We start from the raw sequence: 26,074 nt of genomic DNA, 5'->3' as shown, positions 1-26,074 counted from the left end.
CCAGACGCCTCCGCCCAGCCGACAACCGACGCCGATCGTGCCATCCCCGGTCCACTCGCCGGCTACACCACCCTGCGAACGGGTGGACCGGCCGCGCGGATCGTGGCCGCCGGCAGCGCCGACGAGATCGTCCGCGCGGTGCGGACCGCGGCAGAGCCGGTCCTGATCCTCGCCGGCGGCAGCAACGTGGTGATCGGCGACGCCGGCTTCCCCGGCACCGTCGTCCTGGTGCGCTCCCGTGGCGTGCGGGTCATCGCGGAGGACGCCACCTCGGTCACCGTACGGGTCGACGCCGGCGAGCCGTGGGACGACCTGGTGGCCACCACTGTCGCCAACGGCTGGTCCGGTCTGGAGTGCCTCTCCGGCATCCCCGGATCGACCGGCGCCACCCCGATCCAGAACGTCGGCGCGTACGGCCAGGAGGTCGCCGAGACGATCACCGGCGTCGAGGTGTACGACCGGATCCAGGGCACCCGCCAGGTCATCCCCGCCGCCGACTGCGGCTTCGCCTACCGGGGCAGCATCTTCAAGTACGTGGACCGCTGGGTGGTGCTCTCAGTCGACTTCCGGCTCACCAGGTCCCCACTGTCCGGGCCGGTGCGCTACGCGGAACTGGCCAGAGCGCTCGGCGTCGAGGTGGGCGACCAGGTGCCGCTGGCGGACGCCCGAGCCACGGTGCTGCGGCTGCGCGCGGGCAAGGGGATGGTGCTCGACGCCAACGATCCGGACACCCGCTCGGTCGGCTCCTTCTTCACCAACCCGGTGCTCGACCGGGCGACGTACGACCAACTGGTGGAACGCGCCACCGAGCTGGGCGACCCGCCCGCCTGGCCCGGCGCGGACGGCCTGGTGAAGGTGAGCGCCGCCTGGCTGATCGACAAGGCCGGCTTCGCCAAGGGCCACCCGGGCGAGGGTGGAGTGGCCATCTCCAGCAAGCACACCCTGGCGCTGACCAATCGCAGCGGCACCGCCCACACCAGCGACCTGCTCGCCCTCGCGGCCACCATCCGCGACCAGGTGCACGCCCGCTTCGGCGTGACCCTGCACCCCGAACCCGTCCTCATCAACTGCACCCTCTGACCACCCCACCCCACCCCACCCCACCCCCGCCCCCGCCCCCGCCCCGCGATCTTGCAGTTTCTGCGGCGACATTAAGGATGCCGAAGGGCAAATCGCCAACCAAAAGTGCAAGATCGGCGGGTGGCGGGGTGGGGCGGGGGTGAGGGCTAGGGGAGGGGCCAGGGGAGGGTCAGCTCGCCCTGACGCCAGCGGGTGCTGCTGTCGAGGACGGGCCAGCCCGTTTCCCGCAGGCGGGTCACCGCTCGCAGCCAGCGTTGGCGGGGGCCGAAGGTGGCGTACGGAGCGGCGGCCTGCCAGGCGTCGTCCAGGGCGCGGATCAGCGCGTGCACCGGCTCACCGGGCACGTTGCGGTGGATCAACGCCTTGGGCAGCCGCTCGGCCAGCTCGGCGGGGCTGCCCAGCGTGGTGAGCTTCGCGGCCAGGGTCAGCGACCGTGGGCCGTCGGCGTCGATCAGCAGCCAGCTGGCGAGCCGCCCCAACTCGTCACACGTGCCCTCGACGAGCACTCCACCGGGGGCGAGCGCGGCGGTCATCGTCCGCCAGGCTTCGGCCACCTCGCTCTCGTCGTACTGTCGCAGCACGTTGAACGCGCGGACCAGCACCGGCCGGAGCCCGGCCAGCTCGAAACCGCCCCGGGCGAACGTCAGCCCGGGTGGATCGGCGGCCGGTGCCGCGGCTGCCACCCGGGCCGCGTCGATCTCCAACCCGACCAGCCGCACGTCCGGGCGCACCCCGGCCGCCAGCCGAGCGCGCAGCTCCACGGCGGTCACCGGGGTGGCGCCGTAACCGAGGTCGACCACCAGCGGGTCGTCCGCCGCCAGCAGCCGGTCGGCGCAGGTGGCGACGATCCAGTTGTCCACCCGGCGGAGCCGGTTAGGGTTCGTCGTGCCGCGCGTGACCACCCCGACCGGTCGCCGCCGCGCTGTAGGGCTCATGTCGACCTCAGGGCCAATCTCCGTTCGCCGCTGCGGGCTCGCAAACCCGGCTCACTCCTCGCGCTTCACTGCGTGGTCTCCGTTCGCGGCTGCGGGGCTCGCAAACCCGGCTCACTCCTCGCGCTTCACTGGCCCACTCGGTGCACCTTGTGCTGGGCGGCCTGCGCCCGTGGCCGGACCACCAGCCGGTCGACGTTGACGTGCTCGGGGCGGGTGGCGCACCAGGCGATGCAGTCGGCGACGTCCTCGGCGACCAGTGGCCCCGGCACCCCGGCGTAGACGGCGGCTGCCCGTTCCGCGTCGCCCTCGAAGCGGACCAGCCCGAACTCGTCGGTCTTCACCATGCCCGGGTCGATCTCGATGACCCGCAGCGGCCGGCCACACAGCTCCAGGCGGAGCGTGCCGGCGATCGCGGTCTGCGCGTGCTTCGCGGCGGTGTAGCCGCCCCCGCCCTCGTACACGGTCAGGCCGGCGGTGGACGAGACCACCACGATGGTGCCGGAACCGGAGGCTTCCAGCGCCGGCAGCAGCGCCTGGGTGACCCGCAGGGTGCCGAGCACGTTCACGTCGTACATCCACTGCCAGTCGGCGACCGAGCCGGACTCCACCGGGTCCAGCCCGCGCGCCCCGCCAGCGTTGTTGACCAGGAGGGTGACCGGCCCGGGTGCCTGCGCGGCGGCCTCGGCCAGCCGGGCCACCGACTCGTCCGAGGTGACGTCGCAGGTCACCGCGGTGGCCTGCCCGCCGGCGGCGGTGATCTCGGCGACCAGGTCGGTGAGCCGTTCGGCGCGGCGGGCGGCGGCGAGCACGTGGAATCCCTCGGCGGCGAGCCGGCGGGCGGTGGCCGCGCCGATCCCGCTGGACGCTCCCGTGACGATGGCGACTGAGGTCATCCCGACATTGTCACAGTGGGCGTGCCACCGGCCCCGACCGGGCGTGCGGCAGGCATCGGCGGGCGTCCGCGTGATGAGGTCCGTCACCCCGGGGGGCCGCGCCCGGGAATTTCCGGAGGCCGATGGGGAAGATGGCACCGGGCGTACAGGTTGACCGAGAAGCGCCGGTCGTGCGAGACGGCATCAACCGTGACGAAGGAGCGGATGTGGCGGAAATGCACACCGGTGTCGGGCGTCAGCGAGGTGCCCAGCCGTGGCCCCGGCCTCGCCGCATCGCCACCCTGTCGGTACACACCTCGCCCCTGCACCAACCCGGCACGGGTGACGCCGGCGGCATGAACGTCTACATCCTCGAAGTCGCCCGGCGTCTCGCCGAGGCCAACGTGGAGGTGGAGATCTTCACCCGGGCCACCTCCGGTGACCTCCCCCCGGTGGTCGAGATGGCACCCGGGGTGCAGGTCCGGCACATCACCTCCGGCCCCCTGGAAGGGCTCACCAAGGAGGAGTTGCCCGGTCAGCTCTGCGCCTTCACCGCCGGTGTGCTGCGCGCGGAGGCATCCCGCCCGCCCGGCCACTACGACCTGATCCACTCGCACTACTGGCTCTCCGGCCAGGTCGGCTGGCTGGCCAAGGAGCGTTGGGGTGTGCCGCTGGTGCACACCGCGCACACGCTCGCCAAGGTCAAGAACGCCCAGCTCGCGGCCGGTGACCGCCCAGAGCCGAAGGCCCGGGTCATCGGCGAGGAGCAGGTCGTCGCCGAGGCCGACCGGCTGGTCGCCAACACCCGGGTCGAGGCCAGCGACCTGCTCGACCGCTACGACGCCGACCCGACCCGGGTTGCCGTCGTGCAACCGGGCGTCGACCTGCACAGGTTCCGGCCCGCGTCGGGCGATCGGTCCGCGGCCGCCCGCAAGGCCCGTCGTCGGCTGGGGCTCCCGGTCGACGGGTACGTGGTCGCCTTCGTCGGCCGGATCCAGCCGCTCAAGGCCCCCGACGTGTTGATCCGCGCGGTGGCTGCCCTGCGGGAGCGCGATCCGGCAGTGGCCGACCAGGTGACAGTGGTGATCTGTGGTGGGCCCAGCGGCAGTGGGCTGGACCGGCCGACCGCCCTGATCGAGTTGACAGCCAAGCTGGGGGTCACCGACGGGGTGCGGTTCCTGCCACCGCTCACCGGCGACGACCTTCCCGCCCTGTACCGGGCGGCGGATCTGGTCGCGGTCCCGTCGCACAACGAATCGTTCGGGCTGGTCGCCCTGGAGGCGCAGGCCTGCGGTACGCCGGTGCTGGCCGCCGCCGTCGGCGGGCTGGTCACCGCCGTACGGGACCAGGTCAGCGGGGTGCTGATCGACGGGCACGACCCCGTCGACTGGGCGCGTGCGCTGGGCAGCCTGCTGCCGAACCGGGCCCTCCGGTCGGTGCTGGCCCGAGGTGCCGAGCAGCACGCCCGGCATTTCTCCTGGGACCGTACGGTCGCGGGTCTGCTCGGGGTCTACGGCGAGGCGATCGCCGCGCACCGTGCCCGGCTCGCCGCCGACCTGGCATGCGACCCGGCGCTCTCCTGCTCCTGGTGACCGGGGGGCGTCGCTCGCCACCCGGTGCGCGGGCCGGGTCGGTCGTAGAGTGGGTCCGGTGAGCCCGAAGAGCGATCTTGCGACCCTGATCGAGTCGGTCTGTGCCGAGCGTGACCTGGCCTGGGAGTCGACCGGCCCCAACTCGTACGCGGTGACGCTGCCGGGCACCCACAAGCTCAAGACGGTCTGCAACCTGATCGTCGGCGAGCACGCGCTGCGGATCGAGGCGTTCGTGATGCGTCAGCCGGACGAGCGCCGCGAGGAGTTGTGGGCCTGGCTGTTGCAGCGCAACGCCCGGATGTACGGCGTCTCCTTTTCCACCGACGCGGTCGGCGACGTGTACCTGACCGGTCGGGTCAACCCGGCCGGCGTGGACGCCGACGAGTTGGATCGGCTGCTCGGCGCTGTCCTCACGTACGCCGACGAGTCGTTCGACACGATGCTGGAGATCGGCTTCGGCAGTTCGATCCGGCGCGAGTACGAGTGGCGGGTCAAGCGGGGCGAGTCGACAGCCAACCTGGCCGCCTTCGCGCACCTCTTCGAGCCCTCCGGCGCCGGCCCCGACCCAACCTGACCCGGGCGCCCGCGTGCCCCGGGCGCCCGCGCGCCCCACGCCCGGCGCGCCCCGCGCCGCCCGCGCTGCGCCCGGCGGGCACCCCTGCAAGATCGTGCTGGAACCAGGAAGTAGTGGTGTCGTTGACGTGGCGATGCCACTCGATCCTGGATCGAGCACGATCATGGCGGACTGTCGGTGGTTCGGAGTGCTCCTGACGGGTATGCCGCACCGCGCGGTGCGGCAAGGGACCCCCGCGCGCCGATGACGGAGTGCCAAGGAGCGGAGCGTCCCATGGCTCAGCGGAACAGCTCAGGTCGCGGCGCGACTGCGACCAGGACAAAGCGACAGGCCGGCAACCAGACGCCGGATACGCCAGGAGTCTCCGAGTCGGAGATCTCCCGGATGCGGGTGGACGACATCCGCGGGCAGCTGCGCAAACGCGGGGTCTCCGGGATCTCCGCACTGCGCAAGCCCGACCTGGTGAAACAGCTGGTGCGCTCGATGCGCGCCGGCGCGGGTCGGAGCAGCACCGGCCCGTCGGGCCGGGCCACCGGCACCCGGGCGTCTGCCGGTCGCGCCGCCACCACCAAGAAGTCGGCGGCCAGGCCGGCATCGAGCCGGGCGAAGGCCGCGCCGGCGAACAAGAGCGCGCCCGCGAAGCGGGCCGCCGCAACGAAGGCGACCGCCGCGCGGAAGTCGACGGCGGCCGCGAAGAGGGCACCGGCGAAGAAGGCGACCGCGAGGAAGACGACGACGGCGGCGACGTCGACGGCCGCGCGTAAGACCGCGACCGCGAGCAGGACGACCGCCGCCCGTAAGACCGCGGCGGCACGCAAGACCGCGGCAGCGCGGAAGACCACGGCGGCCCGTAAGACAGCGACGGCGCGTACGGCGCCCGCGCGGAAGGCGCCGGCGAAAAAGGCACCGGCGCGGCCGGCGGCGAAGCGTGCGGCGCCGGCCAAGAGCGCGGCGGCGAAGCGTGCGGCGCCGGCCAAGAGCGCGACCAAGCGCACGGCAGCGGCCAAGAGCACGGCGGCCAAGCGCACGGCGCCGGCCAGGAGCACGGCGGCCAAGCGCACGTTCACGCAGTCGACCGGTGGCGGCACGGCGGCCGGCGGGATTCGGACCGGACGGGGTACGGGTCGGTCGGTCCGCAGTTCGCAGGTGATCTCGTCGACCATGGACCGGCCGGAGCGGCCGGGGCGGAGTCTGATCACGGCGAACCACGAGGTGATCAAGCGCTGGGCGCGGGACCGCGGGGCGAAGCCGGCGACCATCGCCGGCACGGAGCGGGATGGTCGGGCGGGGGTGTTGACCTTCAACATTCCCGGATACCGGGAAAGCAGCCGGATCCGCGAGATCACCTGGGATGAGTGGTTCTACACCTTTGACCTGCGGCGGCTGAACCTGATTTATCAGGAACAGTTGCGAGACGGCCGGCAGAGCAACTTCTTCCGGACCGAGTCACCCGATCGGGAAGACGGTTGAGGTGTTTGCGGGAATGGCCGGCGGGTAACCGGCTGTTGCCAACGGACGAGGCCGGAGCAGCGGATACTCGCCAGTTGTGACCGGCGAGACAGCCGTTCTGGGTTGAATCCAGAATCCGGGCGAACTAGCTTTATTGCACCGCGCCACGTTTGGAAACGTTCGGGGGAGCGGCGGATCGATCAGATCCGCGCACCAGACGAGGCGCGAGGGGACGGGTGGAATAACCGTTGGGGGACGGTTCCCACCTGTTTGGACCGGCGGCGTGAGCGGGCGATGCTTACGGGGGTGAGTGTTGCCCGCCGCCGCCGGCCCCGCCGGCGGGCGCCCACCACGACCTCAGGGACGTGGTGGGCGCTTTGCGTCGTTATCCGGTCGGTACGCGGTCTGCGGCGTTCTTCGGTTCCGGGTCGGTGACCCGGCGCAGGGCGGCCACGTGCCGTTCCCGGGGTGGTCCGGCGAGCAGGTGCCCGAGCGCTGCCAGCAGGCCCAGTCCACCCACGATCAGCCAGTGCCGGTCGCCGAGGTGCTGAAGGCTCACCCCGCCGAGGGTGGGCGCGACGAACGCCGCGGCCGGGAAGGTCAGGTAGAAGACCGACTGGTAGCGCGCCCGTAGCTGTGGTGGTGCCAGGTCGGCGTTGATCTGCGCGTTGGGCGGGGCGGCGAGCATCGAACCGACCGTCCAGATCACCGCGGCACCCAGGTAAATGGCCAGTTCGTCGGCGATGGCGAGCGCCCCGAAGCCGAGCGCGAGCAGCGCGGTGGAGGCGGCCAGCACGACGTCCTTGCGGTGCCGGTCGATCAGTCGGGGCACGAACAGTTGCCCGACCACGATCAGCGCGCCGCCGAGCGCCACCACCAGCCCGTACGCCGATGGCCCCAGGCCGTCCGCGCGCATCGCCAGCGGCATGATCGTCGACGTCTGCATGGTGAGTACGGCCAGCACGAAGGTGAGCCCGACGAAGACCAGGAAGGTGCGGTCGGTGAGCGCGGTGTGCAGTCCCGGTCGACGGACCCGGACGGACCTCGGTGCCGCGCGGGTGGCGGGCGGAAGGCCGGCCACCGGCTGGGCCAGTCGCAGGGTTTCCGGCACCTTCCAGGCGATCACGGCGGCGGCGGTGAGGGTGGCACCCGCGTCGACCAGGAACAGCGCCGTGAAGCTCGCCTCGGCCAGGATGCCGGCGAGCAGCGAGGCGACCGCCATGCCCAGGTTGAACGCCCAGAACTGGAGGTTGAACGCGCGCGAGCGGCGCTCGGCGGGCACCACGTCGACGATAGCGGCGACGAACGCGGGGCTGGGCATCGAGTGGACCACGCCGATCAGCGCGGAGAGCACAGCGATCAGCAGCAGTGGCCGGGTGAAGGCGAGCGCCACCATCAGACCGACAGTGGCCAGGTGCGCGGCGAGCAGGGTTGCCCGGCGTCCCCAGCGGTCGGCGAGCACCCCGCCGAACAGGACGCCGGCCGCCCCACCGGCCCCGTACGCGCCGACCACGGTGCCGGCCAGACCTTCGCTCGCGCCGCGTACGTCGGTGAGGTAGAGCGACAGGAACAGCATGGCGAACGCGCCGGCCCGGTTGATCAGCAGGCCGGCCCAGAGGTACCAGAAGGTGGCGGGGAGCCCGCCTGCGGTGTCGTCCCACCAGCGCCGCAGGGCGTGCACCAGACCTCCCGACAGTTCAGACTGTTAACTGTTTCCACTGCACAGTAGGAAGTCCGGCCCCGACGCGCCAGCCGTTAAGCCTCGGCGGGCTGCGGCGCCCGGGTCGCGGTGGCCGGCGCCAGTGCCTCGCCGGAACGGCGCAGCGCGGTTGCCCGCCGCTCCCGGGCCGGGCCCGACACCAGGTGGGCGACAGCGGTCAGGAGGCCGAGCGCGGCGCAGCCGTACCAGAGCGTGTCGTTGCCGGCATGCTCGCGGACCAGGCCACCGAGGATCGGCGCGCTGGCCCCGGCGATCTGCCACGAGAGGGAGAACACGCCCTGGTAGCGCCCGCGTAGCTCGGCCGGGGAGAGTTCGGCGATCAGCGTGGAGTTGGAGGGCGAGTTCAGCATCTCGCCGACCGTCCAGATCAGCACTGTCAGCCCGTAGAACCAGGGGGTGCCGGCGAAGGCGGTCAGCCCGAACCCCACACCCATCACCACCGAGGCCAGCGCGAGCACGTGCGAGCGGCTCCGACCCCGGATCAGTCGGGGTACGAAGAGTTGGCCGACCACGATGAGGATGCCGTTGAGCGCGATCACCGAGCCGTAGGTGGCCGGGCTCAGACCGTCGTCGCCCATCGCGATCGGCAGCATCGAGATGTGCTGGAGGAACACCAGCGCGGCGAACAGGTTGAGCGCCACGAAGCCGAGGTAGACCCGGTCGGTGAGAATCGTGCGCAGGGCACCGCGCGGGGCGGCCCTCGTGGCGGTGGCGGGGCCGACCTGGCGGGTCTCCGGCACCTTGCTGAAGATGATCAGCGCGGTGATCAGCATGGTGGCCGCGTCGACCACGAACAGCAACAGGTAGTTGGCCTGCGCGGCGAGACCGGCGAGGACGGCGGCGCAGGCGAAGCCCAGGTTGATCGCCCAGTAGTTGAGCGAGAAGGCGCGCAGTCGGTCCTTCGCCGGCACCACGTCGATCATCATCGCCCCGAACGCGGGCCGGGCCGCCTCGGCGAACATGCCGAGCAGCAGCGCGCCCAGCGCCACCGCCCAGAGGTCCCGGGCCAGTCCGAGCGCGAGCATCATGGCCGCCGCGCCCACGTGCGCGGTGAGCAGCGTCGGTCGGCGGCCCCACCGGTCCGCGAGGGTGCCGCCGGCGGTGGTGCCGAACGCCCCACCGACGCCCCAGAGGCCGATCACCAGCCCGGCCTGGGAGGCCGAGAAGCCACGTTCCTGGGTCAGGTAGATCGCGAGGAAGACGAGGACGAACGAGCCGAGCCGGTTGATCAGGGTGCCCGACCACAGGTACCAGAAGGTGGTCGGTAGGCCGCCGGTGGTGTCCCGGAACCAACTCCGCATCGTCCGCATATGGCGCCCCGCTTGCAAGTAATGACCGATGTGACTGTTGCGCCTTACAACCCTAGTGGCGGGCGGATCTGCTGGTCACCCGCTTTTTCACGTGGTGGTCGTCACGACGGCTGCCCGCGTGTCCCCGCAGCGGTTGAGGCAGGATGATCCGCATGACTGCGAGCGAAGGGCCCACCATCGGGACGCTGGTCCTGCTGCGACACGGTGAGAGCGACTGGAATGCCAAGAACCTCTTCACCGGTTGGGTGGACGTCGACCTGACCGAGAAGGGCGAGGGTGAGGCGCGGCGCGGCGGCGAGCTGCTGCGCGAGCACAGTCTCCTGCCGGACGTCGTGCACACCAGCGTGATGCGTCGTGCGATCCGCACCGCCGAGCTGGCGCTCAACGCCGCCGACCGGCACTGGATCGCGGTGCGCCGGTCGTGGCGGCTCAATGAGCGGCACTACGGCGCCCTGCAGGGCAAGAACAAGAAGCAGACCCTCGACGAGTACGGCGAGGAGCAGTTCATGCTCTGGCGCCGGTCGTACGACACGCCGCCGCCGCCGATCGACGACAACGACGAGTGGTCGCAGGTGGGTGATCCCCGCTACGCGCTGCTGCCGACCGAGCTGATGCCGCGCACCGAGTGCCTCAAGGACGTCGTCGAGCGGATGCTGCCGTACTGGTACGACTCGATCGTGCCGGACATCCTGGCCGGCCGGACGGTGCTGGTGGCAGCGCACGGCAACTCGCTGCGTGCCCTCGTCAAGCACCTCGACCAGATCTCCGACGAGGCGATCGCGAAGCTGAACATCCCGACGGGCATCCCGCTGCGCTACGACCTCGACCCGCAGCTGCGCCCGCTGACCCTGGGCGGCACCTACCTCGACCCGACCGCCGCCAAGGCGGCGGCCGCGGCGGTGGCCAACCAGGGGCGCTGAGCTACCAGAAGGGGCCCCTCGTTCATCGCGCAGAGCGATGGCGAGGGGCCCCTTTCCGGTGCGTCAGTTGCCGCTGGGCGTGCTCTCCCCGGTGATCAGGTAGATCACGTGCTCGCCGGCGTTGACAGCGTGGTCGGCGAAGCGCTCGTAGAAGCGGCCCAGCAGGGTGGCGTCGATGGCCGTCTCCACCCCGTACGGCCAGTCGTCACCGAGCAGCACCGCGAACAGGTTCTTGTGCAGCTCGTCCATGGCGTCGTCGTCGCGGTCCAACTCACCGGCGAGGTCGGCGTCGGGCTTCGCCAGCACCGAACCGATCTTCACGGCCATCCGGTCGGCGATCTCGGACATCTCGGTGAAGACCGTCCGCAGCTCGGCCGGGACGGCCGGGGAGGGGTGCCGGCGCAGCGCGGTCTTCGCCACGTGCTCGGCCAGGTCGCCCATCCGCTCCAGATCGGCGGCCACGTGCAGCGCGGTGATCATCGCCCGGAGGTCGGAGGCGACCGGTGCCTGTCGGGCGAGCAGGTCGCAGACCCGCTCCTCGACGTGCCGGTAGAGGTCGTCGATCTCGGCGTCCCGCTCGATGACCGTCTCGGCGGCCTGCCGGTCGGCGGTGAGCAGGGCCCGGGTGGCCTGGCGCATGGCGGCGCGGACGCCCTCCGCCATGTCCACCAGCAGTTGGCTGACGATCTGGAGGTCGGCCCGGAACTCGTCGCGCATCATCACGTCCTGTGGTCGGTCGCCGCCGACGGGTGCCGGCGCAGGGGTTTGAGCAGGTGCGACGCCAACGGTAGGGCGCGCGGACGGACCCCGGATGAACCACGGTGAACGACGCCAGACGTGGGGGTGAACAGTTGTGTAAGTGAGGGTGTTTCGTCCCGTTCTGTGTGGTAGCCAGGTTAACAATGACCCTACGATCGCCGGGTGGAGTGGGCAGTGGCGGTCGTGGTGGTCGTGGCGTTGGTGGCCGGGATGGTCGCCGGTCTGCTGCTGCCCCGGTTCCTGCCGAGGCGGGACGACCGCTCCGCGTCGACGGGGAGCGTCAGCTTCCGCTGGAACAGGGGGAGGCCCGCGATAGCCGACGAGCAGCAGGCCGGGCTCGGCCGCCGGACGATCGACTCGCTCCGGGCCGGTGTCGTGGTACTGGACAACGACGACGTCCCCGTGTTGATCAACCCGGCCGCCCGCGCGATGGGGTTGCTGCGGACCGGCAGCACCCCCGGCTCGATCGCCGCGCACCCACTGATCCGTACCCTCGCCGGCCAGGTGCGACGCACCGGCGTGCGGCGCGAGATCGAGCTGGACCTGCCCCGGGGTCGCGACAGCGCGGGGGAGAACCCGCTCGGCGTGCACCTGCGGGCGATGGGCCTCGGCAACGGCTTCATCGCGGTCGAGGCGGTCGACGTGACCGAGTCGCACCGGCTGACCCGGGTGCGACGCGACTTCGTGGCCAACGTGAGCCACGAGCTGAAGACCCCGATCGGTGCCCTGCAACTGCTCGCCGAGGCGTTGCTGGACGCCACCGAGCCGGCCGACGCCGCGGCCTCCGACCTTCCCGAGGACCTGGTGGCCGCCCGCCGGTTCGCCGAGCGGATCCAGCACGAGTCGACCCGCCTCGGCCGGCTGGTGCAGGAGTTGCTGGAACTGACCCGGTTGCAGGGCGCTGAGCCGCAGCCGCCACCGGAGCCGGTCGCGCTGGACTGGGTGATCGCCGAGGTGGTCGACCGGACCCGCACCACAGCCTCCGCCCGAGGGGTCACGGTGGCCGTGGACGGTGAGCGTGGTCTCACCGCGTACGGCAGCGACTCCCAACTCGCCACGGCGGTGGCGAACCTGGTGGAGAACGCCATCAACTACTCGGGTGAGGACACCACGGTCCGGGTCACCCTGCGGGGCGACGACGAGCACGTCGAGGTCGCCGTCGCCGACCAGGGCATCGGTATCGCCCCCACCGACGTCGACCGGATCTTCGAACGGTTCTACCGGGCCGACCAGGCCCGCTCGCGTGCCACCGGCGGCACCGGGCTCGGCCTGGCGATCGTGAAACACATTGCGAGCAACCATGGCGGACGGGTCGAGGTGTCGAGCACTCTTGGTGGTGGATCGACGTTCACCCTCCGGCTGCCCGCCAGTCCACCGGATGACCTCCTGGCGACACTGCCGCCGGTTGGGATCGAGTCCGGTCCGACTGGGCTACGGCAGGTCTGACAGCAAATGGAAAGGAAATCCCCGTTGAGCCGCGTTCTCGTGGTCGAGGACGAGGAGTCGTTCTCCGACGCCTTGTCGTACATGCTCCGTAAGGAGGGCTTTGAGGTTTCGGTCGCCGCGACCGGCACCGACGCTCTCACCGAGTTCGACCGGACCGGCGCCGACATCGTGCTGCTCGACCTGATGTTGCCCGAGATGTCGGGCACCGAGGTCTGCCGGCAGTTGCGGCAGCGCTCTGCCGTGCCGATCATCATGGTCACCGCCCGGGACAGCGAGATCGACAAGGTGGTCGGGCTGGAGATCGGTGCCGACGACTACGTGACGAAGCCGTACTCGCCTCGGGAACTGGTCGCCCGGATCCGGGCGGTGCTGCGCCGGCAGAGCCCGGAGGTGGCGGAGGCGGGTGCGCCGACGCTGGCCGCCGGCCCGGTGCGGATGGACATCGAACGGCACGTGGTGACCGTCGACGGCGGTGCGGTGCAGCTGCCGCTGAAGGAGTTCGAACTGCTGGAGCTGCTGCTGCGCAACGCCGGCCGGGTGCTCACCCGAGGCCAGCTCATCGACCGGGTCTGGGGTGCCGACTACGTCGGTGACACCAAGACGCTCGATGTGCACGTCAAGCGGCTGCGCTCGAAGATCGAGCCGGAGCCGTCCGCGCCGCGATTCATCGTGACCGTCCGGGGTCTGGGCTACAAGTTCGAGCCGTGATCGGCGTACCCGAAGGGGGCCCGCGCTCGACGCGGGCCCCCTTCGGCCTGTTTGCGCCTGCTCAGCGAGCCAGTTTCGGGGGCCCAGCCACCTGTGCCCGGGGGATGCGAGTCCGGTGGTGGGGTCCTTTGGAGCTGATGTCACAAACGAGTCATCCGCCGACGCCGGCCGGGCCGACGCCGGCCGGGCCGACGCCGGCCGGGCCGACGCCGGCCGGGCCGATGTCGTAAACGAGTCAGCTCCAAAGGCTTCGCATCCCATATCACTGGCTCCCCCGCTACGGGCGTTGTGGCATCGCTCTTCAGGCGGGCGGGCGGGCAGTGTGGCGAGGCGTCCGATGATCTCGTTCGCGACGCCGCCGAAGCCCGTGGCGTCGCTGTGCCGGGCCGTCGTCAGGCGGAGGCGTCGCAGCCAGGTGAACCGTACCGAGACCGCTAGATCTCGTCGGCGGGGTGCGGGGCGATCATGCCCTGCCTCGTCCTGGTCGCGCACAGCTCGGCCAGCCGCTCGTACGCGGCAGCGCCGATCAGAGCGGTCAGCTCCGGCCCGTACGACAGGTACATGGGCTCGGCGCCGACGTGCGCGTCCGTCGAGGACGTGCACCACCAGTCCAGGTCGTGCCCGCCGGCTCCCCAGCCCCGCCGGTCGAACTCGGACAGCGTGGAGACCAGCACCTTGCTGTTGTCCGGTCGCTTCACCCAGTCCTGGTCACGGCGGATCGGCAGCTGCCAACAGACGTCCGGCTTGTACTCCAAGGGGTGCACCCCGTCGCGCAGCGCCTGCGCGTGCAGCGCGCAACCGCCCCCGCCGGCGAAGTCGGCGTCGTTGAGGAAGACGCACGGACCGTCGGCGCCCTGGGTGGCGGTGCGGCGGGCCGGGTTCTTGCCGTCGATGGTGTCCTCGTCGGTCCAGTTCTTGAACCCGCGCCGGAAGTGCTGCCAGGTCGACGGGGTGAGCCGCCGGACGGCGTTGCGGACCCGCTTCTCGTCGTCCGAGTCGGTGAAGAACGCGCCGTGTGAGCAGCAACCGTCCGCGGCTCGGCCGGCGATGATGCCGTGGCAGCCCTTGCCGAAGATGCAGGTCCAGCGGGAGAGCAACCAGGTCAGGTCGGCCCGGATCAGGTGCGTCTCGTCGGCGGGGTCGGTGAACTCGATCCACTCCCGAGGGAAGTCCAGGGGCACCTCACGGCTACGCGGGTCACCCGGGTCGTCCACCAGCACACGGAGCTCCATCGTCACTCGGCCCAGCGTACGCGCGGTGCCGTCCGCAGGTCGGTGAGCCGCGCAAACGTGTTGCACCTAGGGTCTTCACCATGCGACTGGGTGTCCTTGACGTCGGATCCAACACTGTGCACCTCCTGGTGGTGGACGCGCACCACGGGGCGCACCCGTGGCCGGCGCACTCCGAGAAGGTGGTGCTCCGGCTGGCCGAGCAGATCGGCCCCGACGGCGCACTGACCGAGGCGGGTGCGGACGGCCTGGTCAAGGCGGTGGGCATGGCGAAGGCGGCGGCCACCGGGCTGGCGACCGACGACCTGATCGCGTTCGCCACGTCAGCGGTGCGCGACGCCACCAACGCGGCCGACGTGCTGGCCCGGGTCCGCGACGAGACCGGCGTACGCCTGGCGGTGCTCTCCGGCGCGGACGAGGCGCGGATGACCTTCCTGGCCGTACGGCGGTGGTTCGGTTGGTCCGCGGGCCGGCTGCTGGTGCTGGACATCGGTGGTGGCTCGCTGGAGATCGCCGCCGGCATCGACGAGGACCCGGACGTCGCGGTCTCTCTTCCGCTCGGTGCCGGCCGGCTGACCCGCGAGCGGCTGCGGGTCGATCCGGCCAGTGCGGCCCCGCCGTCGGCGGAGGCCGTCGACAAGCTCCGGGAGTACGTGGACGGCCGGCTCGACAAGGTCGTCGACCAGATGACGGAGGTGGGCTGGGGTCGGGCGGTGGCCACCTCGAAGACGTTCCGGACCCTGGCCCGGCTGGCCGGGGCGGCCCCGTCCGGTGCCGGGCTGTGGGCGCGGCGCAGTCTGACCCGGGCCGGCCTTCGACAGGTCATCGGCTTCATCCGGCACATCCCACCGGCGCAGTTGATGGAGCTGGAGGGGGTCAGCGCGGGTCGGGCCCACCAGTTGCTGGCCGGTGCCGTGGTCGCCGAGGCGGTGATGCGCCGTCTGGATCTGGATTCGCTGGACATCTGCCCGTGGGCGCTGCGGGAGGGTGTCATCCTCCGTCGACTCGATCAACTTGAGCCGATCTGACCCCACGACCGTTTTGGGGCTGTTTGCCGGCGCTCGTCACGATGCCCCCGGCGTCGCCGGGCTACGCTGGCTGATGTGACTTCCCGCGTTCCCGTGCTCCTGTCCAGCTCGTCGGTCTTTCCCGAGCCGACCGCGGCGGCGTTCCAACTGGCCGCGGCGCTCGGCTACGACGGCGTCGAGGTGATGGTCTGGACCGACGTGGTCAGCCAGGACGCGGGCGCGCTGCGCGGCCTCTCCACGCACTACGACGTCCCGGTGCTCTCGGTGCACGCGCCCTGCCTGCTGGTCACCCAGCGGGTGTGGAGCCCGGACCCGTGGGAGCGTCTGCGCAAGGCCGCCGAGCTGGCCGAGACGCTTGGCGCGCCGACCGTCGTGGTGCACCCACCGTTCAGCTGGCAGCGGGACTACGCGCGCAACTTCGCCGAGGGCCTGGCGACCGTCGCGGACCGGTTCACCGGGCTGCGCTTCGCGGTGGAGAACATGTACCCGGTGCGGATGGCGGGTCGACAGTTCGTCCCGTACGTGCCCGGCTGGGATCCGACCGACGCCGGCTACCCGTCGTACACGCTGGATCTGTCGCACTGCGCGGCCTCGCACAGCGACCCCCTGGAGATGGCCGACCGGATGGGTGCCGGGCTGGCGCACGTGCACCTCGGTGACGGCACCGGCGAGGGTCGCGACGAGCACCTGGTGCCCGGGCGCGGCACCCAGCCGTGCGGGGAGCTGCTCTCCTCGCTGGCCGGCCGGGGTTTCACCGGGTCGGTGGCGGTGGAGGTCGCCACCCGCGGCGCGAAGAGCCGCGCGGTGCGCGAGGCGGACCTGCGCGCCGCGCTGGAGTTCGCCCGCCAGCACCTGACTGCCCAGTCACCTGTCGACGTCTGACCCGTCCGCCCCCACGAGAGGGCGGTGGCGGTGTCAGCTGACCGGTGAGAGGGAGTCGACGCCGGCGGTCGGCTGGGCTGCGACAGTCACCTGCTCGCCGACCGCGGCCCGCTTGCGGGCCCGGTGCGCCGCCACGTGCGAGCGGGTGGCGCACCGCTCCGAGCAGAACCGCCGGCAGCAGTTGGACGACGTGTCCAGGTAGACGTTGCCGCACCGCTCGTCGGCGCAGACCCCGAACCGGGCGCTGCCGTACTCGCAGAGCCAGACCGACAGCCCCCAGACCGCGCCGGCCAGGTATTCGGCGCTGACCGAGGCGCCCCGGCTGGTCACGTGCATGTGCCAGTCGCTGGAGTCGTGCCCGGAGATGCGCGGCTGCACCGGGAACGCCTCCAGCAGCGCGTTCAGCTCGGTGACCGCCTGGGCGTCCCGCCCCGAGGTGCCGTACTCGAAGACGTCGCGCAACCGCTTCTGGGCCCGGCGGAAGATCGCGACGTCCCGGTCCGCGACCTCGTCGCGCATCCAGGCGTTCTCGTCGGGGAAGAGGGCCCGCAGGTCGTCGAGGTCGTCCAGGCGGGCGTTGACCAGGTCAACGCCGGTCCGGGCGTACGCGTCGAAGTTCACGCCCCAACGGTAGACGACTCAGCGGGTGCGTGGCGCGTCGATGTAGTGCGGCAGGAACCGCGCGTAGCCGTCGGTGATCAGACTGGCGCTCTCCCGCACCCCCACTCCGGCCGACTCGCCGTCGACGATCCAGCTGCCCAGCACCATCCGGTTGCCGGCGAACTGGGGCAACGCCCGGAACTCCTGGTAGCACCAGCCCTCGTCGCCGTAGATGCCCGGGTTGGTGATCTCCTCGCCGGCGGTGACGATGCGCACCGAACCGCCCTCGCGGCCGAGCAGGGGCTTGGCGACGTACTCCGGCATGCCGCGCGGCGAGTCGAGATACGCCGGGAGCAGGTACTCGTGGCCGGGGTACAGCTCCCAGAGGACCGCGAGCAGCGCCTTGTTGGAGAGCAGCAGTTTCCATGCCGGCTCGATCCAGGTGGTCGGGGTGCCCGGGGCCAGGGCCGCCGGCCCGTACGGCTCGGCCAGCATCCACTCCCACGGGTAGAGCTTGAAGCAGGTGGTCACCGGGCGGTCGTCGGCGTCGACGAAACGTCGGCCGTCCCAGCCGATCTCCTGGATGGGCTGCAACTCGACGTTCAGGCCGGCCTGCCGGGCGGTCTCGGCGAGGTAGCCGGCGGTCATGTGGTCCTCTCCGGACTCCTCCTCGTTCGACCAGAGCACGTGCACCAGCGGGTCGTGCAGCCCCGCCCCGATCTTGGCCCAGGCGCCGACCAGCCGTTCGTGCAGGCTGTTCCACTGGTCCAGATCCGGCTGGGTGTCCTCCAGCCAGTACCACTGGATGATGCTCGCCTCGACCAGCGCGGTGGGGGTGTCGGCGTTGTACTCCAACATCTTCGGGGGCCAGGTGCCGTCGTACGCGAGGTCGAAGCGCCCGTAGAGGGTCGGTGGCGCCTCCCGCAGCGACCGGGCCACCGCCTCGGCCGCCCACTGCGGGATGCCGAACTCGGCGTACCGGCGCTGCGCCACCACGTGCTCGGCGGCGGCCACCGACATCCGGTGCAGTTCCTCGGTGGCCTCCTCCAGCCGCAGCACCTCGTCCAGGTCGAAGGCGTACGCGGCGGTCTCGTCCCAGTACGACATGATCCCGCCGTCGGGCAGTTCGGTGTCGACGTAGACCAGCCCCTGGGAGCGGATGGTGGCGTCCCAGTCGGTGCGCGGGGTGACCGTCTCGCGGCGCACGTCAGCCGCCGCAGGCGGCGAGGTGGGTGCCGAACCCGCCGCGCTCGGGCAGGGCCGTCGTGGCCGGTTCCGGGGCGGTGCGGCCGGCGGCCGGGTCGCTGACCCGCATCGCCAGCGCGACGGTTTCGCCGCCGCCGACCGGCCCGAGGGCGCAGTCGTCGTCATCGTCGTCGTCCGAGGTCATGTTGCAGCCGGAGAGGGCGAGCGCGAGAGCGGTGAGCGCGCCGAGTTGCACGGAGGCCGATCGGAGCCGGCGGCGGGGGCGTTGGTCCACGGCATCGTTGTAGCCGATCGACGCCACCGCCGCCGCCCCGCCCCGGGTCGAAGTGCCCCCGCCGCCCCTCGGCGGGGGCCCTGGCAGGGGCGTTACGCTCGGCTCATGCTCCGTTCCGTCATCCTCGCCGCCTCCCGGTCATCCCAGGTCGAGCGGCTCGTCGCGACCGCCCCGTACACCCGGGACGTCGTACGCCGGTTCGTCGCCGGCGCCGCCACCGACGACGCGTTGCGCGCGACCCGCGGGCTCGTCGACGACGGCCTCGCGGTCACCCTCGACCACCTCGGTGAGGACACCGTCACCCCCGAGCAGGCCACCGCCACCCGCGACGAGTACCTGAAGTTGCTGAAGATGCTCGCCGGTGCGGGGCTCACCCCGGCCGCCGAGGTCAGCGTGAAGCTCTCCGCCCTCGGCCAGATGTTCGACGAGCAGTTGGCGTACGACAACGCGCGGGCGATCTGCGCGGCTGCCGACGCGGCGGGCACCACAGTCACCCTGGACATGGAGGACCACACCACCACCGACTCGACGTTGGAGGTGCTGAGCCGGCTGCGCAAGGATTTCCCGTCGACCGGCGCGGTGCTCCAGGCGTACCTGCGCCGGACCGAGTCGGACTGCCGGGAGCTCTCCTCGGCCGGGTCGCGGGTGCGGCTGTGCAAGGGCGCCTACAAGGAGCCGGAGTCGGTGGCGTACCAGTCGGCCCGCGAGGTGGACAAGTCGTACGTGCGCTGCATGAACATCCTGATGTCCGGCGACGGGTACCCGATGCTGGCCACCCACGACCCGCGGATGATCGCCATCGGTGAGGACCGGGCCCGGTGGTTCGACAGAGGGCCGGAGCGCTTCGAGTTCCAGATGCTCTACGGCATCCGCCCCGAGGAGCAGGCCCGGCTGGCCGGCGAGGGCTACACGGTGCGCACCTACGTCCCGTACGGCGACGAGTGGTACGGCTACCTGATGCGTCGGCTCGCCGAGCGCCCCGCCAACCTGGTCTTCTTCGGCCGCGCCCTGATCTCCAAGAAGTAACTTCTCCGATTCGGCCGACGGGCCGGCGGCGACCGCTCGGGTCACCGCCGGCCCGTTCGGCTATCCGGCTTGCCAAACTCGGCTAAGTGGCTTAGCTTTAAGGCTATGACAGCTAGCCAGGTGTGGCGGGACGGTGGACACATCGCGTACGAGGTGCAGGGCGAGGGGCCGCTTGTCGTCCTCGCGCACGGCATGGGAGAGAACAGGGCGAGCTTCCGGCACCTCGTGCCCCTGCTGGTGGCCGCCGGTCACCGGGTCGCCTCGGTCGACGTCCGGGGCCACGGGCAGTCCAGTGCCGGCTGGCCCACGTACGCCCCGGCGGAGGTCGGCGCGGACCTGCTCGCCGTGGTCCGCGACCTCGACGCCGGCCCGGCCGTGCTGGTCGGCAGCTCGTCCGCCGCGGCGGCGGTGGTCTTCGCCGCCACCGATGCGCCCGAGCTGGTCACCGGCATCGTGCAGATCGGCGCGTTCGTTGGCCAACCGAAGCTCAACCCGTTGCTGCGGATGGCGATGTGGTCCGTGCTGCACAGCCCCCGACTGTTCGGGATGTTCCACAACACCCTGTTCCCGGTGCGCCGACCCGCCGACGACGCGGCCTACCGTCGTTCGATGGTGGCCAACCTCCGCGAGCCCGGCCGGATGGCCGCGACCCGCGGCGTGATCGCACCGGCCGAGCCACACTGGACCAGCCGCGCCCCGCAGGTGCGGCAACCGGTGCTGGTGCTGATGGGGTCCAAGGACCCGGACTTCCCCGACCCGGGAGCCGAGGCACGAGCCGCCCGGCGGCTCTTCGGCACCGCCGAAGCCCGGATGATCGGGGAGTCCGGCCACTACCCGCACGCCGACCAGCCGCAGCGCACCGCCGAGGAGCTGCTCGGTTTCCTGGCGGTGTGCGCCGGTGCCTAGGGTCGGCCTCAACCAGCAGACAGTGGTGCGGGAGGCCGCCCGGCTGGCCGACGAGGTCGGCTTCTCACAGCTCACCCTCGCCGCGCTCGCCAACCGGCTCGGTGTCGCGCTGCCCAGCCTCTACAAGCACGTGCGGGGGGCGGACGCGCTGGCCCAGAAGCTTGCCGCACTGGCCACCGCCGAGCTGGCCACCGAGATGACCACCGCCGCCGTCGGCCGCTCCGGTGGCGACGCGCTCCGGGCCATGGCGAACGCCTACCGTGGCTACGCCCACCGACACCCCGGTCGCTACCCGGCCACCCAGCGGGTGCCCGATCCGGCCGACCCGGAGCACGTCGAGGCCGGCGAACGCGCCGTCGGTGCCGTCGTCGCGGTCCTTCGGGGCTACGGGCTCACCGGTGACGACGCGGTGGACGCCACCCGCGCGCTGCGCAGCGCCCTGCACGGCTTCGTGACCCTGGAGGCCGCCGGTGGGTTCGGTCTGCCCCGCGACGTCGACCGCTCGTACCAGCAGTTGATCGCGAGCATGGACATCTCCTTCCGCTCCTGGCCGGGCACCGGCGCGTGAGCCGGCGGCCGGGGCGGCCTCGCCGCGTCCAGGTATTGGTCGTACCCTTCGGCGGGTGACTGACGAGGTGCAGCGGCCAGCACCACGGCGGCTCTGGCCGCTGTGGACGGTGCTCGTGGTGGTGTTCCTGCTGCTGGGCTGCGGCCTGCCGGCGGCGCTCGTCGTCGGAGTGATCCGGGAGACAGGCGCGCGCCCCACCGTCAGCCGGGTCGGTGCCTCGGCTGCCGACGATCCGGCCACCGCCGTGGCCCGCGGGTTGTCCGACCGGATCACCGCCCAGCTGCACCGTCAGTCCGCGGCGCTCCTCGGTGGCGACCGCGCCGGTTTTCTCGCCGTCGCCGACCCCGTCGCCCACAACGACCTGCGCCGACGCTTCGCCGCACTCCGCGAGCTGAAGGTGACCGGGTGGCGGGCCGAGCCCAGTGGTCTGCCCGTGCCGATCATCGGCAAGCCCGGCGAGTGGCGGCTGCTGGTGCGCTTCCAGTACTGCTTCGTCACGCCGAACTGTCGACCCAGCCCGGTGCTGATCGGCACCCGGTGGCGGGAGAACGGTGACCAGCCCCTGATGGTCGCCATGGAGGAATCCAAGTCGGTGGAGACCGGCACCCGACCGTGGGAGATCAGCGACCTGGCGGTCGCCGTCGGCGCGCGGACCATCGTCGCCACCACCCCGGCGCTGCGCGGCAAACTACCCGGCCTGCTCGCCCAGGCCGAGGCGGCGGCCAAGGTCGCCGACGGGTACGCGGTGACCGGGTCACCGCCGGACCGCTACCGGATCTTCTACGCCGGGCGCACCGAGTGGCAGCGCTGGTACGGCGGGGAACGCCCAGAATGGACCGGCGGTTACGCGGTGACAGTGGGCGGCGGCCACCACGAGGTGGTGCTCAACGCCGAAGGGCTCACCAACAGCGGCACCGACGATCTCCTGCGGCACGAGCTGACCCACGCGGCGTCGTTGCCGGAGCGTGGCTACCCCGGCAAGCTCACCTGGTGGTTGGTGGAGGGGCTGGCCGAGTTCGCCGGTGCCGGCGGCCAGGCGGTCGACAGGTACGAAGGAGTCGCCGACGTCCGCAAGATGGTCCGGGGCGGCTGGGACGGCAAGTTGGAGGGCGTCAACCCCGCTGACGATGCCCCGGCCGAACGGGTCGCCGGCAGCTACGGCATCGGCTACCTGGCCGTCCGGCACCTCGTCGACAGGTACGGGCCGCTGCGGCTGCTCACCTTCTTCAAGACCGTGGTGCACGACGGCAGAACCCTCGACGTGGCGTCCGAGAAAGCGTTCGGCGAGCAGTGGTCGACACTGCACGACGAGTGCGTCGCCTACGTCCGCGCCACCGCCGGCTGACGCAGCTCAGAGGTGGTGCGAGGGCACGCCGTACCATCGATGGGGTGCGCCGCCCTCAGTCGTCACGGCCCGCCGGCACCACGCGGCCCCGCCTGCTCGTCGCCCTGACCGCCGTCGTCGTTCTCACCGCCACCACCGCCGCGTCCTGCGGCGACGAAGGCCCCGACCTCGCGTTGGCGTCGGCCGAACGTAACCCGGTCACCGAGGTGATCGACGCCCCGGCCACCGTGACGGCCCGTGCCGCCGCCACCCTCACCGCTCCCGCCGACGGCACCCTGTCCAGCCTGCGCGTCCAGCCTGGACAGCGGGTCAAGCGCGGTCAGGTGCTGGCCGTTGTCGACTCGCCGAGCGCGCAGCAGCGCCTGCGGCAGGCGAAGGAGGCCCTGTCCGCCGCGAAGCGCGCCGGCCGGGGCGTCGGAGCAGGAAACCTGACCAGCAGCCGGCGCGGCACCGACAAGGCCGCCAACGAGGCGTTCGATGCCGCCCGCAAGGCCGCCGACAAGATCGCCGACCCGCAGCTGCGGGATGCGCTGTTGACCCAGGTGACGTCCGCGCAGAAGCAGTACACCGCCGCCGCGCGCAGCGCCGACCAGGCGGTCCGCGCGGTCCAGCGGGGGATCAACGGGTTGAGCTCCGCCGTCGGCGCGCTCTCCGCGGCGCAACGGCTCCAGGCCCAGCAGGCGTACGACCTGGCGAAGGCGACTGTCGACGCGCTGACCCTGCGCGCCCCGATCGCCGGTGTGGTGCAGCCGGGCGGCACCCGGGCCGGCGCTGGTGCGAACGCCGGTCTGGCCGGGCTGTTGGAGCAGGCCGGGGGCGCTGGCCTCGACCCGTCCGTGCTGACTCCCAACCAGGGCGGCCCGCCGGCCGGGGTGGACGACGCGGTCGCGGTTGGCGGGCTGGTCACCGCCGGAGCGCCGGTGCTGACAGTGGTGGACACCGGGCAGTTGGGTCTGCTCGCCGAGGTGGACGAGACCGACGTGCTGCTGGTCAAGGCCGGCGTGCCGGCAACCGTCGAGTTGGACGCCGTCACCGGCGCCAGCTACGACGCCACAGTCCGGTCGGTCGACGTGCTGCCCACCAACTCCGCGCAGGGCGGGGTCACCTATCGGGTACGCCTGGCGTTGGGTGCCGGAAAGCTGGCCGAGGACGAGCCGGCCCCGACGCCCCGCCCCGGCATGAACGCGATCGTTCGCCTGCGGGTACGCGAGGCTGTCGACGCGGTGACCGTCCCCGCCTCGGCGGTGTTCTCCGCCGACGGCCGGGACGCGGTCTGGGTGGTCCGCGACGGCAAGGCCGGCCGGGCGTCGGTGACGGTGGGCGTCCAGGGGTCCGACCTGGTGCAGATCCTCGACGGGGTGCAACCCGGCGACCGGATCGTGGTGCGCGGTGCTGACCAGGTCCGCGACGGCCAGGAAGTCCGGTGACCGAACCCGCCGCTTCAGGTCCGCACGGCGGGGAGCGTGCCCCGGCGATCGAGGCGGTGGACGTCTCCCGGACGTACCAGCTCGACGGGGTGTCGGTGGCGGCGCTGCGTGGGGTGTCGTTGACCGTGCAGCCGGGGGACTACGTGGCCCTGGTCGGGCCGTCCGGCTCGGGCAAGTCCACCCTCATGCACCTGCTCGGTGGGCTGGACCGGCCCACCGGTGGCCGCCTGGTGATCGGCGGGCGGGACGTCAACGCCCTCGCCCCGCCGGAGATGGCGACCCTGCGCAACGAGACGATCGGCTTCGTCTTCCAGGCGTTCCACCTGTTGCCGCGTACCTCGGCGGTGGAGAACGTGGCCCTGCCCCTGGTCTACCGGGGGGTGTCGGCCCGGCAGCGGCGGGAACGGGCGGCGGCGATGCTCGGCCGGGTCGGTCTCGGGCACCGGCTGGACCACCGGCCCAACCAGATGTCCGGCGGTGAGCAGCAGCGGGTGGCCATCGCCCGCGCGTTGGTCACCGAGCCGACGGTGCTGCTGGCCGACGAACCCACCGGCAACCTGGACAGCGTCACCGGTGCCGCCGTGCTGGAGCTGTTGGAGCAGTTGAACGAGGAGTCCGGGGTGGCGCTGGTGATGGTCACCCACGACCAGGAGGTGGCGGCCCGCGCCCACCGTCGGATCACCATGCGCGACGGGGTGGTCGTGGCGGACAGCGCACGCCCGCCGGGCGCGGACACCGACCCGCACTCCGCCCATGATCGACCGCCGTCCGTTGATCACGGTCGACCTGCGACACTGGTCCCCGCTCCCAGCGCGGAGCCCCGGTCCGCGTCCGGAAGCGGCCCGGGGCACCCGTCCGGTGGCTCCGGTGGCGCCGCCGGAGCCACCGGGCGCCTTCCGCGCGAGGCCGAGCGGCCACAGGCCGACCCGCGCGACGCCGACCCGCGTGAGGCACGCGATGCGGCTGTCGGTGAGCGCGCAGCCGAGCGTCCCGGGGGTACGACGTGAGGGTCGCCGAGGCGTGGCGGGTGGCGCTGGACGCCCTGCGGGCCAACCGGCTGCGCAGCGCGCTGACCATGCTCGGGGTCATCATCGGGGTGGCCTCGGTGGTGCTGCTGGTGGCCATCGGCACCGGCACGAAACAGAAGGTCGAGCAACAGGTCGAGGGCCTCGGCTCCAACCTGCTGCTGGTCGTACCCGGTCGGATCGAGGTGGGCAACGCGCCGGTCGTGTCGCCGCTGACCCTCAAGGACGTGGACGCCGTCAACCGGGTCGTCGGTGACCCCGACCGGGTGGCGGTCACCGTCGCGTCCGGGGCGACAGCGCGGGCCGGCGGCCGTTCCGACTTCACCACCGTGCAGGGCGTCCTGGAGACCACCCCGGCGGTGTTCACCAGGTCGCTGGCCCGGGGACGCTACCTCACCGGCACCGACGTGGACACCAGTCGACGGGTGGCGGTGCTCGGCGACTCGGTCGCCCGCGCGCTCTTCCCCGACCGGGACCCGCTCGGCCAGCAGGTGGCACTCGCCGGGGTGCGGTTCCGGGTGATCGGGGTGTTCGCGCCGCTCGGGCAGAGCCTCGGCGTCGACCGGGACGACGAGGTGCACGTGCCGGTGACCGCCGCGCAGCGACTCTGGGGCACCCAGCGGATCGACGGCATCGCGGTGAAGGCACCGGACCGGGAGCGCATCGACGAGCTGGGCGAACGGATCGTCGCCGAGCTGAACCGCCGCCACCCGGACACCGAGTTCAGCGCCGTCACCCAGCAGCAGATCCTCGGCGTGCTCGGCGACATCCTCGGTGTCCTCACCGGTGTGCTGGCCGCCATCGCCGGCATCTCACTGCTCGTCGGCGGCGTCGGCGTCTCCAACATCATGCTGGTCAGCGTCCGGGAGCGGACCCGGGAGATCGGGTTGCGCAAGGCCGTCGGCGCGCGTCCCCGCGACATCGGCGTGCAGTTCCTGCTGGAAGCGGTGCTGCTCACCACGATCGGCGGGGTCACCGGAATGGCGCTGGGCGTGGGAACCGCTCTGCTGGTCGACGCGCTGTCGCCGATCCCGGCCGCGATCACCTGGTGGTCGCTGGCGCTCGCCTTCGGCGTGTCGGCGGTGGTGGGCATCGTCTTCGGGGTGGTTCCCGCGCAGCGCGCCGGCCGCCTCGACCCGGTCGTCGCGCTGCGCACCGAATGAGCACCGCCGGAACAACCGGACGGTGCACGC

24 protein-coding genes and 2 pseudogenes are annotated in these 26,074 nt (G+C 72.0%); 17 read left to right on the top strand and 9 right to left on the bottom strand.

Translation table 11 applies throughout. The features are described 5' to 3' along the window. The first annotated feature begins 42 nt into the window (after nucleotides 1–42). Nucleotides 43–1,080, top strand: a complete 1,038-nt coding sequence (locus AB0C03_RS09655) for a UDP-N-acetylmuramate dehydrogenase (protein WP_245233501.1) — start codon at nucleotides 43–45, stop codon at nucleotides 1,078–1,080. Nucleotides 1,081–1,226: 146 nt separating this feature from the next. On the opposite strand, the gene AB0C03_RS09650 is transcribed toward AB0C03_RS09655, so the two are convergent. Together AB0C03_RS09650 and AB0C03_RS09645 are read right to left on the bottom strand one after the other, a co-directional pair. Beyond that, on the bottom strand, nucleotides 1,227–2,015 hold the full coding sequence (locus tag AB0C03_RS09650; RefSeq protein WP_210864809.1) for a class I SAM-dependent methyltransferase: 789 nt from the start codon (nucleotides 2,013–2,015) through the stop codon (nucleotides 1,227–1,229). Between the two features lie 125 nt (nucleotides 2,016–2,140). Then, nucleotides 2,141–2,908, bottom strand: coding sequence for an SDR family oxidoreductase (locus AB0C03_RS09645; RefSeq protein ID WP_210862890.1), 768 nt, complete (start codon nucleotides 2,906–2,908; stop codon nucleotides 2,141–2,143). Between the two features lie 206 nt (nucleotides 2,909–3,114). On the opposite strand from AB0C03_RS09645, the gene mshA reads away from it, so the two are divergent. The 4 genes and pseudogenes from mshA to AB0C03_RS32300 form a co-directional block, all read left to right on the top strand. Continuing rightward, nucleotides 3,115–4,479 (top strand): D-inositol-3-phosphate glycosyltransferase, encoded by a 1,365-nt coding sequence (mshA, locus tag AB0C03_RS09640; RefSeq protein WP_357635804.1) that lies wholly within the window; start codon nucleotides 3,115–3,117, stop codon nucleotides 4,477–4,479. 58 nt (nucleotides 4,480–4,537) lie between these two features. After that, nucleotides 4,538–5,053, top strand: a complete 516-nt coding sequence (locus AB0C03_RS09635) for a type III secretion system chaperone family protein (RefSeq protein WP_030329687.1) — start codon at nucleotides 4,538–4,540, stop codon at nucleotides 5,051–5,053. Between the two features lie 273 nt (nucleotides 5,054–5,326). After that, nucleotides 5,327–5,608: pseudogene (locus AB0C03_RS32305) on the top strand (hypothetical protein); the annotation flags it as partial. A 519-nt stretch (nucleotides 5,609–6,127) separates the two neighbouring features. Further along, nucleotides 6,128–6,523, top strand: a pseudogene (locus AB0C03_RS32300) (hypothetical protein); the annotation flags it as partial. Between the two features lie 364 nt (nucleotides 6,524–6,887). On the opposite strand, the gene AB0C03_RS09625 reads toward AB0C03_RS32300, so the two are convergent. Together AB0C03_RS09625 and AB0C03_RS09620 are read right to left on the bottom strand one after the other, a co-directional pair. After that, nucleotides 6,888–8,183 (bottom strand): MFS transporter, encoded by a 1,296-nt coding sequence (locus AB0C03_RS09625; protein ID WP_030329689.1) that lies wholly within the window; start codon nucleotides 8,181–8,183, stop codon nucleotides 6,888–6,890. 74 nt (nucleotides 8,184–8,257) lie between these two features. Beyond that, nucleotides 8,258–9,532 (bottom strand): MDR family MFS transporter, encoded by a 1,275-nt coding sequence (locus tag AB0C03_RS09620; protein WP_030329690.1) that lies wholly within the window; start codon nucleotides 9,530–9,532, stop codon nucleotides 8,258–8,260. 152 nt (nucleotides 9,533–9,684) lie between these two features. Between AB0C03_RS09620 and AB0C03_RS09615 the strand changes: the two genes are divergently transcribed. Further along, a complete protein-coding gene (locus tag AB0C03_RS09615; protein ID WP_030329691.1) occupies nucleotides 9,685–10,452 on the top strand; it encodes a phosphoglyceromutase in 768 nt (255 codons plus the stop codon). A gap of 63 nt (nucleotides 10,453–10,515) precedes the next feature. Here AB0C03_RS09615 and phoU read toward each other — a convergent pair whose 3' ends face one another. Further along, on the bottom strand, nucleotides 10,516–11,169 hold the full coding sequence (gene phoU, locus AB0C03_RS09610) for a phosphate signaling complex protein PhoU (RefSeq protein ID WP_030329692.1): 654 nt from the start codon (nucleotides 11,167–11,169) through the stop codon (nucleotides 10,516–10,518). A gap of 204 nt (nucleotides 11,170–11,373) precedes the next feature. Here phoU and AB0C03_RS09605 point away from each other — a divergent pair, with 204 nt between their 5' ends. Together AB0C03_RS09605 and AB0C03_RS09600 are read left to right on the top strand one after the other, a co-directional pair. After that, on the top strand, nucleotides 11,374–12,657 hold the full coding sequence (locus tag AB0C03_RS09605; protein WP_030329694.1) for a sensor histidine kinase: 1,284 nt from the start codon (nucleotides 11,374–11,376) through the stop codon (nucleotides 12,655–12,657). A 24-nt stretch (nucleotides 12,658–12,681) separates the two neighbouring features. Then, on the top strand, nucleotides 12,682–13,365 hold the full coding sequence (locus tag AB0C03_RS09600; RefSeq protein WP_030329696.1) for a response regulator: 684 nt from the start codon (nucleotides 12,682–12,684) through the stop codon (nucleotides 13,363–13,365). A gap of 434 nt (nucleotides 13,366–13,799) precedes the next feature. Here AB0C03_RS09600 and AB0C03_RS09595 read toward each other — a convergent pair whose 3' ends face one another. After that, nucleotides 13,800–14,597, bottom strand: coding sequence for a DUF3109 family protein (locus AB0C03_RS09595; protein WP_030329698.1), 798 nt, complete (start codon nucleotides 14,595–14,597; stop codon nucleotides 13,800–13,802). 80 nt (nucleotides 14,598–14,677) lie between these two features. Here AB0C03_RS09595 and AB0C03_RS09590 point away from each other — a divergent pair, with 80 nt between their 5' ends. Further along, a complete protein-coding gene (locus AB0C03_RS09590) occupies nucleotides 14,678–15,622 on the top strand; it encodes a Ppx/GppA phosphatase family protein (RefSeq protein ID WP_030329700.1) in 945 nt (314 codons plus the stop codon). A gap of 75 nt (nucleotides 15,623–15,697) precedes the next feature. Continuing rightward, complete coding sequence (locus tag AB0C03_RS09585; RefSeq protein ID WP_081883736.1) at nucleotides 15,698–16,504, top strand: sugar phosphate isomerase/epimerase family protein; 807 nt, start codon at nucleotides 15,698–15,700, stop codon at nucleotides 16,502–16,504. A gap of 33 nt (nucleotides 16,505–16,537) precedes the next feature. Here the strand turns inward: AB0C03_RS09585 and AB0C03_RS09580 are convergent, their stop codons facing one another. The 3 genes from AB0C03_RS09580 to AB0C03_RS09570 are packed head-to-tail and all read right to left on the bottom strand — an operon-like array spanning nucleotide 16,538 to nucleotide 18,584. After that, nucleotides 16,538–17,125, bottom strand: a complete 588-nt coding sequence (locus AB0C03_RS09580; RefSeq protein ID WP_030329704.1) for a CGNR zinc finger domain-containing protein — start codon at nucleotides 17,123–17,125, stop codon at nucleotides 16,538–16,540. Between the two features lie 18 nt (nucleotides 17,126–17,143). Then, nucleotides 17,144–18,310 carry a glutathionylspermidine synthase family protein gene (locus tag AB0C03_RS09575; RefSeq protein WP_030329705.1) on the bottom strand — a complete coding sequence of 389 codons (1,167 nt, stop codon included), beginning with the start codon at nucleotides 18,308–18,310 and terminating at the stop codon, nucleotides 17,144–17,146. 1 nt (nucleotide 18,311) lies between these two features. Continuing rightward, nucleotides 18,312–18,584, bottom strand: coding sequence for a hypothetical protein (locus AB0C03_RS09570; protein ID WP_245233557.1), 273 nt, complete (start codon nucleotides 18,582–18,584; stop codon nucleotides 18,312–18,314). Nucleotides 18,585–18,689: 105 nt separating this feature from the next. Between AB0C03_RS09570 and AB0C03_RS09565 the strand changes: the two genes are divergently transcribed. The 7 genes from AB0C03_RS09565 (at nucleotide 18,690) to AB0C03_RS09535 (ending at nucleotide 26,044) form a co-directional block, all read left to right on the top strand. After that, nucleotides 18,690–19,610, top strand: coding sequence for a proline dehydrogenase family protein (locus AB0C03_RS09565; RefSeq protein ID WP_030329709.1), 921 nt, complete (start codon nucleotides 18,690–18,692; stop codon nucleotides 19,608–19,610). A gap of 105 nt (nucleotides 19,611–19,715) precedes the next feature. Beyond that, a complete protein-coding gene (locus tag AB0C03_RS09560; protein ID WP_030329711.1) occupies nucleotides 19,716–20,516 on the top strand; it encodes an alpha/beta fold hydrolase in 801 nt (266 codons plus the stop codon). Continuing rightward, entirely contained in the window at nucleotides 20,509–21,084 is a 576-nt protein-coding gene (locus AB0C03_RS09555) for a TetR/AcrR family transcriptional regulator (protein WP_030329713.1), read from the top strand. Before AB0C03_RS09560 ends, AB0C03_RS09555 begins: the two co-directional genes overlap by 8 nt. A gap of 55 nt (nucleotides 21,085–21,139) precedes the next feature. Beyond that, nucleotides 21,140–22,429, top strand: a complete 1,290-nt coding sequence (locus tag AB0C03_RS09550; protein ID WP_030329715.1) for a hypothetical protein — start codon at nucleotides 21,140–21,142, stop codon at nucleotides 22,427–22,429. Nucleotides 22,430–22,473: 44 nt separating this feature from the next. Further along, the gene (locus tag AB0C03_RS09545) at nucleotides 22,474–23,856 is read left to right on the top strand and encodes an efflux RND transporter periplasmic adaptor subunit (RefSeq protein WP_357635794.1); all 1,383 of its coding nucleotides are present in this window, start codon (nucleotides 22,474–22,476) and stop codon (nucleotides 23,854–23,856) included. After that, nucleotides 23,853–24,863, top strand: coding sequence for an ABC transporter ATP-binding protein (locus AB0C03_RS09540; protein ID WP_357635791.1), 1,011 nt, complete (start codon nucleotides 23,853–23,855; stop codon nucleotides 24,861–24,863). Before AB0C03_RS09545 ends, AB0C03_RS09540 begins: the two co-directional genes overlap by 4 nt. Beyond that, nucleotides 24,860–26,044, top strand: coding sequence for an ABC transporter permease (locus AB0C03_RS09535; protein ID WP_357635788.1), 1,185 nt, complete (start codon nucleotides 24,860–24,862; stop codon nucleotides 26,042–26,044). Before AB0C03_RS09540 ends, AB0C03_RS09535 begins: the two co-directional genes overlap by 4 nt. The last annotated feature ends 30 nt before the right edge of the window (nucleotides 26,045–26,074 follow it).

The organism is Micromonospora parva (assembly GCF_040649675.1).
In the GTDB taxonomy this organism is placed as follows: domain Bacteria; phylum Actinomycetota; class Actinomycetes; order Mycobacteriales; family Micromonosporaceae; genus Micromonospora; species Micromonospora parva.
Note: the sequence above shows the minus strand (reverse complement) of the source record. Positions and strands in the feature narration are given on the sequence as shown.

What these genes read in the sequence shown, in the direction of transcription:
- AB0C03_RS09650 (WP_210864809.1), bottom strand. Translation starts at nt 2,015, where the DNA reads ATGAGCCCTACAGCGCGGCGGCGACCGGTCGGGGTGGTCACGCGCGGC.
- AB0C03_RS09645 (WP_210862890.1), bottom strand. Translation starts at nt 2,908, where the DNA reads ATGACCTCAGTCGCCATCGTCACGGGAGCGTCCAGCGGGATCGGCGCG.
- AB0C03_RS09620 (WP_030329690.1), bottom strand. Translation starts at nt 9,532, where the DNA reads ATGCGGACGATGCGGAGTTGGTTCCGGGACACCACCGGCGGCCTACCG.
- AB0C03_RS09615 (WP_030329691.1), top strand. Translation starts at nt 9,685, where the DNA reads ATGACTGCGAGCGAAGGGCCCACCATCGGGACGCTGGTCCTGCTGCGA.
- phoU (WP_030329692.1), bottom strand. Translation starts at nt 11,169, where the DNA reads ATGCGCGACGAGTTCCGGGCCGACCTCCAGATCGTCAGCCAACTGCTG.
- AB0C03_RS09595 (WP_030329698.1), bottom strand. Translation starts at nt 14,597, where the DNA reads ATGGAGCTCCGTGTGCTGGTGGACGACCCGGGTGACCCGCGTAGCCGT.
- AB0C03_RS09590 (WP_030329700.1), top strand. Translation starts at nt 14,678, where the DNA reads ATGCGACTGGGTGTCCTTGACGTCGGATCCAACACTGTGCACCTCCTG.
- AB0C03_RS09565 (WP_030329709.1), top strand. Translation starts at nt 18,690, where the DNA reads ATGCTCCGTTCCGTCATCCTCGCCGCCTCCCGGTCATCCCAGGTCGAG.
- AB0C03_RS09560 (WP_030329711.1), top strand. Translation starts at nt 19,716, where the DNA reads ATGACAGCTAGCCAGGTGTGGCGGGACGGTGGACACATCGCGTACGAG.